This window comes from Burkholderia sp. 22088, assembly GCF_052045915.1.
Classification (GTDB): domain Bacteria; phylum Pseudomonadota; class Gammaproteobacteria; order Burkholderiales; family Burkholderiaceae; genus Burkholderia; species Burkholderia cepacia.
Map to the genome: position 1 here is coordinate 76,654 of NZ_JBQEPY010000030.1, position 12,070 is coordinate 88,723.

General features: G+C 69.6%; 11 protein-coding genes. 2 read left to right on the forward strand and 9 right to left on the reverse strand.

Annotated elements, in window-relative coordinates:
* Window positions 1-4 precede the first annotated feature (4 nt).
* The 7 genes from ACTJLD_RS39440 to ACTJLD_RS39470 form a co-directional block, all read right to left on the reverse strand.
* The gene (locus tag ACTJLD_RS39440) at window positions 5-610 is read right to left on the reverse strand and encodes a DUF4142 domain-containing protein (protein WP_060317737.1); all 606 of its coding nucleotides are present in this window, start codon (window positions 608-610) and stop codon (window positions 5-7) included.
* A gap of 173 nt (window positions 611-783) precedes the next feature.
* Window positions 784-1,350, reverse strand: a complete 567-nt coding sequence (locus ACTJLD_RS39445; protein WP_440661514.1) for a hypothetical protein — start codon at window positions 1,348-1,350, stop codon at window positions 784-786.
* A 61-nt stretch (window positions 1,351-1,411) separates the two neighbouring features.
* The gene (locus tag ACTJLD_RS39450; protein ID WP_060084588.1) at window positions 1,412-1,711 is read right to left on the reverse strand and encodes a DUF2795 domain-containing protein; all 300 of its coding nucleotides are present in this window, start codon (window positions 1,709-1,711) and stop codon (window positions 1,412-1,414) included.
* A 34-nt stretch (window positions 1,712-1,745) separates the two neighbouring features.
* On the reverse strand, window positions 1,746-2,774 hold the full coding sequence (locus tag ACTJLD_RS39455; RefSeq protein ID WP_060194491.1) for an SDR family oxidoreductase: 1,029 nt from the start codon (window positions 2,772-2,774) through the stop codon (window positions 1,746-1,748).
* A gap of 24 nt (window positions 2,775-2,798) precedes the next feature.
* On the reverse strand, window positions 2,799-3,218 hold the full coding sequence (locus ACTJLD_RS39460; protein WP_176114616.1) for a BON domain-containing protein: 420 nt from the start codon (window positions 3,216-3,218) through the stop codon (window positions 2,799-2,801).
* A 533-nt stretch (window positions 3,219-3,751) separates the two neighbouring features.
* Window positions 3,752-6,061, reverse strand: coding sequence for an ATP-binding protein (locus tag ACTJLD_RS39465; RefSeq protein WP_440661517.1), 2,310 nt, complete (start codon window positions 6,059-6,061; stop codon window positions 3,752-3,754).
* Window positions 6,062-6,286: 225 nt separating this feature from the next.
* On the reverse strand, window positions 6,287-7,654 hold the full coding sequence (locus tag ACTJLD_RS39470) for a sigma-54-dependent transcriptional regulator (RefSeq protein WP_027792509.1): 1,368 nt from the start codon (window positions 7,652-7,654) through the stop codon (window positions 6,287-6,289).
* Between the two features lie 350 nt (window positions 7,655-8,004).
* Here ACTJLD_RS39470 and ACTJLD_RS39475 point away from each other — a divergent pair, with 350 nt between their 5' ends.
* A complete protein-coding gene (locus ACTJLD_RS39475) occupies window positions 8,005-9,063 on the forward strand; it encodes a sigma-54 interaction domain-containing protein (protein WP_226181974.1) in 1,059 nt (352 codons plus the stop codon).
* 149 nt (window positions 9,064-9,212) lie between these two features.
* On the opposite strand, the gene ACTJLD_RS39480 is transcribed toward ACTJLD_RS39475, so the two are convergent.
* Together ACTJLD_RS39480 and ACTJLD_RS39485 are read right to left on the reverse strand one after the other, a co-directional pair.
* Complete coding sequence (locus ACTJLD_RS39480) at window positions 9,213-9,986, reverse strand: BON domain-containing protein (RefSeq protein ID WP_440661520.1); 774 nt, start codon at window positions 9,984-9,986, stop codon at window positions 9,213-9,215.
* Between the two features lie 192 nt (window positions 9,987-10,178).
* The gene (locus tag ACTJLD_RS39485; protein WP_440661522.1) at window positions 10,179-10,556 is read right to left on the reverse strand and encodes a chemotaxis protein; all 378 of its coding nucleotides are present in this window, start codon (window positions 10,554-10,556) and stop codon (window positions 10,179-10,181) included.
* Window positions 10,557-10,840: 284 nt separating this feature from the next.
* Here ACTJLD_RS39485 and ACTJLD_RS39490 point away from each other — a divergent pair.
* On the forward strand, window positions 10,841-12,070 hold a 1,230-nt coding region (locus tag ACTJLD_RS39490; RefSeq protein WP_440661523.1), incomplete at its 3' end, for a PAS domain-containing sensor histidine kinase.

Consider the following 12,070-nt stretch of genomic DNA (forward strand, 5'->3'; position numbering starts at 1 on the left):
CGCGTCACCGCGCGCCCACCTTGCGTTCGAGCGCCTGCGCCATGCTCAGGTGATGCCTGAGCGTCGGCAGCGTGGCGCTCGCGAATTCGCGCAGCTGCGGGTCCCTGCCGTCGCGCGCCTCGCCTTCGAACAGCGCGACGGCCTTGCGGTGTGCGTCGGGGCCGACCGCCGCGACATACGCGACGTCGAAGTCGCGGCCGTTCTTGCCGCGCAGCGCCTCGACGTCGGGGTCTGAAATCTGTTCGACCTGCGGCTTCATGCCCTTGCGCGCGGCGAGCTCGGTGAGCCGTGCATTCGCCTTGCCGTGATCGCTCACCATCTGCTTCGCGAAAACGCGCACATCCGGCGACTGCGCCTGCTTCAGCGCGAGCTGGCTGGCCTGCACCTCGGCCTTGCCGGCGATCGCGGCCTTGTCGATGAATTCCGCGTCGCCGCCCTGCGGCGCCTTCGCGATCCGCGCGTCGCCCGCGCCCGACGACGGATTGATCACGCCGCCCGGCACATGCGAATTCGATGCGGGCGGCTCGCTCGGCGCCTGCGCGCCGGCGAATCCCGATACGGCGAGCACGCCTGCGGCAAGCGCCGCGATCGTCCAGTTCGGATGTTTCATCTGCCTTCTCCTTGCACTTGCGTGGAAGCGGCCGCCGATGCCCACCGACGGCCACCGATCGCCTTCAGCCGACGACGATCGAGCCGCCGTTCGGGTGCAGCGTCTGCCCCGTCATGTCGCTCGCGCCGTCCGCCACGGGCGCGACCTTGCCGGCGAGCCTGCCGCTGCCCACGTCACCGGCCGCGTCGTCGTGCGGCTTCGTCCGGCCGGCGCACCGGATCGAAATCGCGCCACTTGCCGTCCTGCCAGTCGCCGTCGACGCGCTCGATCGACTTCGCGCCCGTCGCGCGCAGCACGTCTTCCGCCGTGGCGGCCGTGTCCGGCGTCACATGCGCGGCGAGGATCACGCCCGTCTCGCTTCGTGCAAGCGTGCCCTTGCCTTCGTCCTGCTCGCCGCGCATCCGGCCGAGCGCACCGCCCAGCGCGCCGAGGTACGCGCCGGCCAGTGCGCCCGCCGCCGGCACGAACCAGTAGCGCACGCCCACCGCATAGACGGCCACCCCGACAACGGCGCCGATCAGCAACCCGCGCATCGCGCCGACCGTCGCGCCGCGCCCGCCGGGTTTCGCCGCCGTGTCGGCGTAGACGTCGCCGCCGATCGGAAAGCGCGCATGCTGGCCGCCCGGGTTCAGGAAGAAAATCGATACGTCGTCCGTGCCGAACGCGCGCTCGTAAAGGCTGCGCGCCCCGCTCTCGGCTTCATCGAACGTCGTGAAGCGGCCTGCGACGATCATCGCCATGCTCGTGCTCCTTGTCGCGGTACGCCGCGCGCGAGCGCGCACGGCACAATGGCGGCACGGCTCACATCAGCCGCCCGAGCTCCTTCGACACCGATGCCGGCGTGTCGTATTCGCGATCGGGAATGCGCGTGAGCATGTCGAGCACGTCGTGGGCCGCATGCGAGCGTTGCGCGCATTCGACGATGGTCGCCTTGCTGGCCGGGTAGTCCATCCCCTTCAGCGCCTTCTGCACGTCGACCGGGCTCGGCGGCTTGCCGTGGCCGGTCTGGTGCCCGCCCTTGTCGTGGTCCTGCTGCGCGCGCTCGCCTTCGTGCGCGCGGGCGCGGCTGAGTTCGTGGCCCGTGTGTTGTCGGGATGTCATCGAAACCTCCTTGATCGAATGAACGGAAACGGAATCACGCGGACCCGCGGCGCGCACGCGCGAGCGCGGCGAACACGAGCGCCGCCGCGCCGAGCGCGACCGCGCCGGCCATCTTCGGCCGCTGCACCACCGTGTTGTATGCACAGCTGCGCAGCACGGGGCCGTCCATCCCTTCGCGCTCGTGCAGCGCATGACGCGAGTCGTACAGCGCGTTGTCGTCGCGCGGGCGCGCGGGCCGCACCGTGCGCTGGCCGCGCGAGAACAGCGTGGCCGCAACGCGATCGAACAGGCGCGGCGCGTGGTACGCGCTCGCCGACGTGAATTTCGCGGCACCGCCGACGAACAGCGTGCGGCGCGGATGGGCGGCCGCGAACAGGATCGCGTCGGCCACGAGGTCGGGGTCGTAGATCGGCGGCGGCAGCCTCGGCTCGACGTTCATATAGTTCTTCGCGTGCATCACGAACATCGTGTCGATCGCGGCCGGCTTGATCAGCGTGACCGACACCGGCAGGTGGTCCGATTCCATCTCGAGCCGCAGCGAATCGGTGAAGCCCTTCACCGCGTGCTTCGACGCGGCGTACGCGCTTTGCAGCGGCACCGGCGCATCGGATGCTTCGCTGCCCATGTTGACGATCGCGCCGCCGTGGAAATCGCGCTTGCGGCGGAAGTGATCGGCCGCGACGAGCGAACCGTGCACGACGCCCCAGTAGTTGGTCTCGAACAGGCGGCGCTGATCCTCGAGCGGCACCGCGGCCGCCGTGCCGAAGATCGACACGCCCGCGTTGTTGACCCAGGTGTCGAAGCCGCCGTAGGTGTCCGCCGCCTTCGCGGCCGCGCGCTGCACGTCTTCGAGGTTCGCGACGTCGCCGGCGACCGGCACCGCGAGGCCGCCGTGCTGGCTGATTTCCTCGCACAACGTGTTCAGCGCGCCCTCGTTGCGCGCGAACAGCACGAGCTTCGCGCCGCGCCGTGCGGCCTTGCGCGCGGTGACGAGGCCGATGCCGCTCGTCGCGCCGGTGATCACGATCGTCTGCTCGCCGACCGGTTTGAGCATGCAGTTCATGACGGAACTCCTGTTGCGGCAACGTTACTTGGCCCGGATGGTCAGCTGGTCGCGCACGTCCTGCACGCCGTCCACCTGCTTCACGACGCCGACGGCCTGCGTGCGCTGCTGTTCGTCGGGCACGCTGCCGGTGAGCATCACGATGCCGTGCCGCGTCTTCACGTGGATGTCGCCGGACGACAGGCCGCTCGTGCCGACGAGCTCGGCCTTCACCTTGGTCGTGATCGTCGCGTCGCGGATCTTCCTGCCGGCCGTCGAATGCGACGACGTGGATGACGTCGATGATGTGGACGACGACGCGGCGCTGTCGTCGCCGGCGGCGAACACGTCCGGCACGGCCGTGACGCAGGCGGTCGCCGCGACGATCGCGATCGCCATGCCGACACGCTTCGCGCGATGGCGGCGGATGTGCAGGGAGCGGGCTTGCAGCTGGAATACCTTCATCGTGACCTCCTTTCGTCGAGCCGGCACGGCCGGCGGGCGGACATCACGGGCGCAAACCGCGTGCCGCGGCCGCGCCGCCCGGTGCTGGCGGCAATCGCCGGCCGGACGCGCTTTCATCCAATGCGTTGTAATTTTTTCGGCATGGCGGCCGGCGGTTTCCCCCCGGCAGCGGTGCGGGTATGCCGCTTGCCGACAGGCAGTCACGGCGGCCCGTTTGCGCGGGCCGGACCTCGGGGGCATCGCCCGGCGAGGAAGCGCGTCGATCAGTGAACACGCATCGCGGTTGCGGGGAGCCGGCGGTGTGGACGCGGGCGGGAGGATTCAAGTTGCGGACGTTGCGAAGCAATCCGTGGAGCGCGACATCGGCCACGATGCCCGTGGCGAACTCGCGCACGGCAACGTAAACATTCAATGGAGGACTGCGAGATAAAACGCGGGTTCGTCGACGGCAGCGACATCTTTCCCGGTTCACATCCGTGCGAGAGGGTCGTGACTACCGGCGCCCTCGACGTCAAGCAACCGCGGCCGGCGTGTCAGTCATCGCGCTTCGTCGCGTGCGCGATCTTGTGCACCAGTTCGCGCACGTCGACCGGCTTGCACAGATAGCCGTCGAACCCGGCCTCCAGCGCACGGCGCTGGTCGGCGAGGCCGGCATGCGCGGTGACGGCGAGCACGCAAACGTCGGGCGGCCCGCTGTCGCCGTTCATCGACCCGTGCCGCAACGCATCGAGCAGCCAGAAGCCGTCGCCGTCGGGCATCGCGAGATCGGACAGCACGACGGTCGGCCGCAAGTCGGCGGCCACAGCGAGCGCCTCGCGGCCCGACGACGCGATCGCGACCGACGCGCCGAACGTGGTCAGCGCAGCCGTGAGGCTCGCCCGCGTCGTCGCATCGTCGTCGACGATCAGGATCCGCTGCGCATCGAGCACGAGCGGCTCGCGCTGCCCGCCCGCCTGCGCGAGCCCCCACGCCATCGCGCCGACCGGCTGCCAGCCGGCCGGCAGCGTCACCGTGAAGGTCGTGCCGCGATTGCGGCCCGCACTCACGACGGTCACGCCGCCGCCATGCAGCTCGGCGATATGCCGCACGATCGACAGGCCGAGACCGAGGCCGCGTCGCGACGACGCAGGCGAATCGTCCGCGCGGCGAAACATGTCGAAGACGTACGGCAGGAACTCCTGCGCGACACCCTGCCCCGTATCGGTCACGGTCAGGATCACCCGCGCGTTGTCGCGCGCGAGCCCGACCGTCACGTTGCCGCCGTCCGGCGTGAACTTCAGCGCGTTCGAAATGAGGTTCGACAACATCTGCCGCAACCGCTCGGCGTCACCCGACACAATGCACGACGAGGTCTCGCAATCGAATTCGAGCTCGATGCCGGCCAATGACGCGGCCGTCTGGAACGCGCCGACCGAATCGGAGAACAGCCGCACGATGTCGACCGGCGTCGCGTCGAGGCGCAGCTTGCCGGTCGCGAGCGACGACGCATCGAGAATGTCGCCGACCATCCGCGTGAGCGAACGCGCGCTGCGGTCGATGGCATCGATCGCCTGGTTCTGCAGCGCCTGGTCGCCGGAATTGCGCAGCACCTCGACCCAGCCATAGATCACGTTCAGCGGTGTGCGCAACTCGTGCGATACCGTCGCCAGCAGCTCGTCCTTCAGCCGGTTCGACGTATCGGCCTGGTCGCGTGCGTCGCGCGCGCCCCGCAGCGAGCGCTGCGCGCGGAGGTCGCGCCGGCGCTGCGCACCGGTTTCGCGCAGCGTCAGCGACAGCGCGACGCATTCGCGTGCCTCGCCCCGTACCGGGCACGCCGACACGGTCGCGCGAAAACGCCGGCCGTCGCGCCGCACGCACAGCAGTTCGAGCGGCCCGACCGGATCGCGCATCGCTTCGAAGGATTCGGCCAGCGGATTGCGCCGCAACCAGCGCATGGCGATCAGCGAGTCGAACATGCGGCCGCGCGCGTCGGCCTCGTCGTAACCGAAGATTCGCTGCGCGGCCGGATTCCAGCTGGCAATGCGGCCGTTCGCGTCGATGCCGACGATTGCGTCCGGCGATGCGTCGACCACCGCGCGTTGCAAGCGCGACGCGTCGACGCGTGCGCGATCCGCGCCGGCATCGCGCAGCAGCAGCACCGCGCCGTCGAGGTTGCCGTCCGGATCGCCGAGCGGCGCGGCGACCTCGACGATCGGCACCGGATCGCCGGTGCCGCCACGCTGCAGCCAGTGCCGGTCGGACACCGCGTCCGCGCCGTCGAGCGCGCGATCGAGCGGCGTCGTCTGCACGCGGCGGCCGTCATGATCGACGATCCGCAGCACGTCGCGCACCGGCCGCCCCGCCGCGTCGTCCGGCCGGCAGCCGGCGAGTTCGGCCGCCGCCGCGTTGATATAGGTCAGCCGCCCTTTCGTGTCGACCGCGATCACGCCGTGCGGCAGCGCACTCAGCACGGCTTCGAGCTGCCGGCGTAAAGCCGCCTCGTGGCGGCGCGCGCGATCGTTCGTGATCCGTGTCTGTCGCAACATCGACGCGATCGCGCAAACGAGCGCACCGATCAGGATGAAGGTGCCGAGCTGCACGAGCCGCTCGGGCAGCGGCGCCGGATAGGCGGCCGGATCGGACAGGAACAGGGTCCACACGAGCAGCCCGCTGACGACGGTCGACACGATCCCGAACAGGAACGACGTCGCCCACGCGGCGCCTGCGAGCAGCGGGTAGTACATCACGAACGGCAGGTTCACGCCGCCGAAGCGGATCGCGAGCACCTGCAGCACGGTCGCGATCGCGACCAGCATCGCGGCCGTCGCGTAGTTTCCGGCCTGCCGCCGGGGAAGATCGGTCATCGGACACGCTCCTGCGGGGCCGGCCGACGGCCGCGACCCCGGATACCGCCGACCGGCACGACGCGCGACGGCCGGCCGGAACCGGCCGCGCAGCCGCCCGCCACGGGATGATTCACGCGACGGCCGAGCCGGCGCGCGGGCTCGGCCCGCCGCATCCCGGCGATGCCGTCGCCGGTTGCGCACGCGTGATGCGGAAACGGGAGCATGAGTGTGATCGCGACGGCGTCAGGAGTCCGGCTTCTCCGTTTCGTCTTCCAGTTGCGCGAGCCGGTTGTAGATCGTTTTCAGGCTGACGTCGAGCACTTCGGCCGCCTGCGCCTTCACGCCGCCGCACTGCGCGATCGTGCCGAGGATCAGCTTGCGGTCGACTTCCTCCAGCGGCGTGCCGAACGGCACCGTCACGCGATCCTCGTGCGAATCGACCATGCTGGACAGTTCCTCCATGATCGGCGGCGGCAGCGTGTCGATCACGTCGGCGTCGGTGAAGATGCTCGCGCGCTGCACGAAGTTGCGCAGTTCGCGTACATTGCCGGGCCATTCGTAGGTCTTCAGCGCCTCGCGCGCGGCCGGCGCAAAGCGCAGGTTGCGGCCGCTTTCCTCGTTGTAGTGCTGCAGGAACGCATCGGCGAGCATCGGGATGTCGTCGCCGCGCTCGCGCAGCGACGGCAGCGGAATCGGAAACACGTTGATCCGGTGAAACAGGTCGGGCCGCAGCTTGCCGTCGGCCATCGCGGCTTCCGGATCGCGGTTCGTCGCGGCGACGATGCGCACGTCGACGTCGATCTCGCGCGTCGAGCCGAGCCGCGTGAGGCGCCCCGTCTCGAGCACGCGCAGCAGCTTCACCTGCGATTCGAGCGGCATCTCGGTGATCTCGTCGAGAAACAGCGTGCCGCCGTCCGCGCGTTCGAAGAAGCCCTTGTGCTGGCGCTCCGCGCCGGTAAAGCTGCCGCGGTCGTGGCCGAACATCTCGCTCTCGACGAGGTTCGCGGCGATCGCACCGCAGTTCACCGCGAGGAACGGGCCGCGGCGGCGCAGGCTCAGGTCGTGCACGGTCTGCGCGGCAAGCTCCTTGCCGGTGCCCGATTCGCCGGTGAGCAACACCGACGCCTCGGTGCGCGCGACGCGCCCGATCGCATCGTAGACGGCCTGCATCGCGGGCGAGCTGCCGAGCATGCGGCCGAAACGGCCGAGGCGCTGCAGTTCCGAGCGCAGCTCCGCGATTTCCTCGTGCAGCGCGGTCGTGCGCGGCACGCGCGCGAAGATGCTGTTCAGCCGCTGCATGTTCAGCGGCTTCACCAGATAGTCGGTCGCGCCGCGCCGCAATGCGTCGATCGCGGTTTCGAGGCTCGCATGGCCGGTGGTCAGCACCATCTCGCAATGCGCGCGCTTGGGCAACGCGTCGAACAGGTCCATCCCGTTGCCGTCGGGCAGCACGAGATCGCACAGCACGAGATCGGGGGTATGCGTCGACACGAGCGCGCGTGCTTCCTCCAGCGTCGCGGCGGTATCGCAGGCGAGTTGCTGCGTGCGCGCGAGCGTCGCCAGCATCGTGCGCGTATCGGCATCGTCTTCGACGATCAGGACGTAGGGCATCGAAGCTCCTCGTGATGCGAGCCGGTGCAAGTGTCGACCGGACATCGCGACAGATGTGCAGCGCATCGCACGCCGCCAGGCACGAGGCAATGCATTCCACGCTGCAGCGAATGAACTGGCAGGCCATGCTGCCATGACGAAGGAATCGCTTAGCAGTATAGAAGAGCGACGTCGCGCATCGGCCCTTCATCGAATAAATCTATCCGCCCGCGCGGCATGCATTGCGAGATTCAATGCGGCCGCGGCGACATAACACGTATGCTTTGCGCATGAATAACGGCGCATAACGTGTCGTTTTTTCGTGTGCCTGGGTCATAGTCGGTCAAATCTTCCCCATTCGATATCACGTCATGTCGAAATCCGTCGATGACGGCAAGCGTCTGTCCGGACGCTCGCGTTCGATCCAGACCCTGTTGACGAAGGTGTCGCGCGTGGCCGCGACGCGCATCAGCGTATTGATCGTCGGAGAAAGCGGCGCGGGCAAGGACATCGTCGCTCGGCTGTTGCACGACTTGAGCCCGCGCCGGCGCGGGCCATTCGTCCCCGTGAACTGCGGCGCGATCCCGCCCGATATCGCGGAGTCGCAGTTGTTCGGGCACGAGAAAGGCAGCTTCACCGGCGCGATCGCCCAGCATGTCGGCATGTTCGAAGCCGCTCGCGGCGGCACGCTGTTTCTCGACGAAATCGCCGAGATGCCGGCCGAACTGCAGGTCAAGCTGCTGCGCACGCTCGAATCGAACACGATCGTCCGCGTCGGCGGTCACGAGCCGATTCCGCTCGACGTGCGCATCGTCGCGGCCACCCATCACGATCCCGTCGAGGCCGTGCGCAGCGGCCGGCTGCGCGAGGACCTGTTCTACCGGATCGCGCCGGTCGCGCTGCACGTGCCCGCGCTCAGGCAGCGCGAGGACGACGTCGACGACATCGCACTGCAGATCGTCGAGCGGCTGAATGCGCGGCACCGCACGCGCAAGCGGCTGTCGATGCAGGCGATGAAGGCGCTGCGCGCGTATTCGTGGCCCGGCAACGTGCGCGAGCTGCGCAATGCGCTCGAGCGTGCCTTCATCCTCGCCGACGAGCAGATCGACCTGCAGTTGCCGCGCCGGCTGCTGCCGCGCGACGACGTGCGCCACAACGCGATGACGCTGCATTTCGGCACGACGCTCGCGCATACGCAGCAGCGTTTCATCGTCGCGTCGCTGCGGCATTTCAACGGCGACAAGCCGCGCACCGCGAAAGCGCTCGGCATCAGCCTGAAGACGCTGTACAACCGTCTCGCGCTGCTGCCCGAGCATGAACGCAATGCGGCGAACGGCGGCGCCGCGACGAACGCCGCCGGGTCCGCGAATGCAACCGGCACAACCGGCGCGACCGACACGACCAGCCCGTCGAACGCGACGCCCCCGTAAACGCGGCCCGTCACGCTGCCACGTCGTCGCACGGTGCGCGACCCGGCCGCGCGTGAACCGATCGATACCGGAACACGCACCCGCGTCGGGCCGTGCGGGCTGTCGTCATGCGCACGCCGCCCGCGGTCGCGCCGTTTCTGCACGGCCGGTCAATGATGCGGCTTGCGCTCGCGGTCGCGTTCGGCGGTGCCCGGTTCGGGATCGCGCGCGGCCGGCAGCGTCGGCGTGACGGTCCGCTGGTCGGGATGCAGCACCATGCCCGTATCGTGTTCGCCGTCGCGGTGCACGCGCACGCGATTCTCGACGTCGCGCACGCCCATGCAGCCGTCGGCCAGATCCTCGATGTCGTGCTTCATCCAGCGTGACGGCACCGTGCCGTCCAGCACGACGCAGCCGTCCTGTACCTGCACGGTGACGTCGCTCACGTCGATGTCGAGCGCATGCGCGAGCCGCTCGCACACGTCCTCGCGGATGCGCTCGTCCGAACGCGTATAGCCTTTCGGCCCGCGACGATGGCGCAGCGCGTCGCGGTCGGCGTCGCTGCCGTAGCGCGAGGCGTCTCGCGGGTCGCCACGGTCGTGCTCGCCGCTGTACCGGCCCATCCGGAAATGACCGCGGAATTCCGGACGGTCGCCGCCGTACGGGCCTTCACTGCCCTCCGCACGACGGCCCGGTTCGCGGTAGCCGCGTTCGGCCTCCCATCCGGGCTGGCGCGCACCGCCCTGCCGGCCCGGGTCGGACATGCCGCGCCGCTGGTCCGCCGGCCGCGCGGCGCGCTCGGTCCATTCGCTGCCCCAGTCTTCCGCGCCGACGCTCTCGCTCGCCGAGCGACGGCGCGCCGATTCAGGGTCTTCCTCAGGCCATCGTGCCGGGTCGTCCGGGAGGCCGCGCTCGCCGTGCCGTCCGGGATATCGTCGTTGCATCGTGTCTCTCCTTGTTCGCGCCTGCGCCGCGCACGGCCCCATGCCGGGTCGCGACTCGGCGCATGCCGGCCGGCTCGAACGCAAGCCGCGTGCCGATATCGTTGCCGACGCACGACGGATGCGCATCGCGCCGTCGATCCGCTGCCGGGCGCGCCAATCTGCAATGCGATTGCAGTTTTTGCGTGCCAGGCGTCATGACCCGCCGCCGGCGTCCGGATCGTCCGGGTCGTCCGGCTCCCCGGATGCGTCGTCGCGATCCGGCCCGCTCAGCCGCTCGGTGCGATCCGGCTCGATATCGGCACCTTCTTCGAGCGTCGAATCGCCGTCCGCCGACGCGCGCTCGCCGGTGCCCGTGCGGTCCGTATCGCTGTCGAGCGACGCATCGCCGCGTTCGAGCGCATGCGCGTCGAGCGGCGAATCGATGTCAAACGGATAGCGCCGCGCGCCGGCCGTGTCGCTGCCGCTGTCGGACGAATCGCCCGGCCCCAGCGCGCGGCCGTCGCGGCCGCGACGGGCGTTCTCGTCGTCCGGGCCGGCCGGTTCGTTGTCGGGGTTCAGCGTGCTGTTCATGTCGACCTCCTTGCTGGCGTGCCGCTGCTTGCCGCTACGTGTGGCCGGGCGGCCGCGGCACGGCATGCGGACGGGAGGCGCGTGCAATCGGCATGCCGCATCGCGCACCCGGAACGGATGCCCTTGCCGGGATCGCGGACGGCACGGGCGATGCGCGCCCATTGATCAGCCGAATTGAGTTCCCTTATGCTTTCCGGGGTGCCAATCCGTTTGATGTGGCCACCGCCGGCGCGCCCGGCGGCGGCCGGGCAGCGTTTGCCTGCCCGTCTTCGACCTGCCACACGATGAAGAAAGACGACGACTCTTCTCGCTCCCATCCGCCGCCCGGTTTACCCGACGCGCGCGACCTGGTGCATCGCTTCGCCGAGTTCCGTTTCCAGACGGTCGTCGGCTCGATTACCGACTACGCGGTGTTCATGCTCGATCCGCACGGCAATGTCGCGACGTGGAATGCGGGTGCCGAGCGCATCAAGGGCTATCGCGCGGCCGAGATCGTCGGCCATCACTTCTCGTGCTTCTATCCGCCCGATGCGATCGCGGCCGGCCGGCCGTCGCACGGGCTCGACGAGGCGGCCGCGCGGGGCCACTTCGTGGATGAAGGCTGGCGCGTGCGCAAGGACGGCTCGCAGTTCTGGGCGAGCGTGACGATCGCCCCCGTGCACGATCACGAGAATCATCTGTGCGGCTTCATCAAGATCACGCGGGACATGACCGAGCGCAAGCGGCTCGAGGAACTCGAAGCGTCCACGCACCGGCTCAGCGTGTTCATCGCGATGCTCGCGCACGAGCTGCGCAACCATCTCTCGCCGCTGCGCCATTCGATCGGCGTGCTGCAGAGCCTGCCCGATCCGGCGCCCGTGCTCGCGCAATGCCGCGACGCCGTGCATCGCCAGGTCGGGCAGCTGACGCGGCTCGTCGACGATCTGCTCGACGTCGGCCGCATCACGGCCGGCAAGGTCGAGCTGAACGATCGCCCCGTCGCCGTGCGCGACATCGTGTGCCGCGGCGTCGAAAGCATCCAGCCGAAGCTGGCCGCGCGCGGGCAGCACATCCACGTCGACCTGCCGGCCCATCCCGTGCTGCTGCACGGCGACGATGCACGGCTCGTCCAGGTGCTGCACAACCTGCTCGACAACGCGTCGAAGTTCTCGCCGCACGGCGGACGGATCGACGTGGGCGCCCGGGTGGAAGGGCCGGTGGTCGCCATCCGCGTCACCGATCACGGCGTCGGCATCGCGCACGGCGCGCTCGAAACGATCTTCGACCTGTTCGAGCAGCGAGGCGCGTCGGGTGGCTCGCCGACCGGCGGCTTCGGGCTCGGGCTCGCGATCTGCCGGACGTTCGTCGAACTGCACGGCGGGCGGATTTCCGCGGAAAGCGGCGGGCCCGGGCACGGCGCGACGTTCACGGTGCGGCTGCCGATCACACGGACGGGACGTGCGGAGCTCAGCCCGTCGACGAGCAGCAGCGCGATTTCGGTTTCCATCGGCGTGAGCCGGAACAGCCGGTGCAGC

What these genes read in the sequence shown, in the direction of transcription:
- ACTJLD_RS39440 (WP_060317737.1), bottom strand. Translation starts at nt 610, where the DNA reads ATGAAACATCCGAACTGGACGATCGCGGCGCTTGCCGCAGGCGTGCTC.
- ACTJLD_RS39445 (WP_440661514.1), bottom strand. Translation starts at nt 1,350, where the DNA reads ATGGCGATGATCGTCGCAGGCCGCTTCACGACGTTCGATGAAGCCGAG.
- ACTJLD_RS39450 (WP_060084588.1), bottom strand. Translation starts at nt 1,711, where the DNA reads ATGACATCCCGACAACACACGGGCCACGAACTCAGCCGCGCCCGCGCG.
- ACTJLD_RS39455 (WP_060194491.1), bottom strand. Translation starts at nt 2,774, where the DNA reads ATGAACTGCATGCTCAAACCGGTCGGCGAGCAGACGATCGTGATCACC.
- ACTJLD_RS39460 (WP_176114616.1), bottom strand. Translation starts at nt 3,218, where the DNA reads ATGAAGGTATTCCAGCTGCAAGCCCGCTCCCTGCACATCCGCCGCCAT.
- ACTJLD_RS39465 (WP_440661517.1), bottom strand. Translation starts at nt 6,061, where the DNA reads ATGACCGATCTTCCCCGGCGGCAGGCCGGAAACTACGCGACGGCCGCG.
- ACTJLD_RS39470 (WP_027792509.1), bottom strand. Translation starts at nt 7,654, where the DNA reads ATGCCCTACGTCCTGATCGTCGAAGACGATGCCGATACGCGCACGATG.
- ACTJLD_RS39475 (WP_226181974.1), top strand. Translation starts at nt 8,005, where the DNA reads ATGTCGAAATCCGTCGATGACGGCAAGCGTCTGTCCGGACGCTCGCGT.
- ACTJLD_RS39480 (WP_440661520.1), bottom strand. Translation starts at nt 9,986, where the DNA reads ATGCAACGACGATATCCCGGACGGCACGGCGAGCGCGGCCTCCCGGAC.
- ACTJLD_RS39485 (WP_440661522.1), bottom strand. Translation starts at nt 10,556, where the DNA reads ATGAACAGCACGCTGAACCCCGACAACGAACCGGCCGGCCCGGACGAC.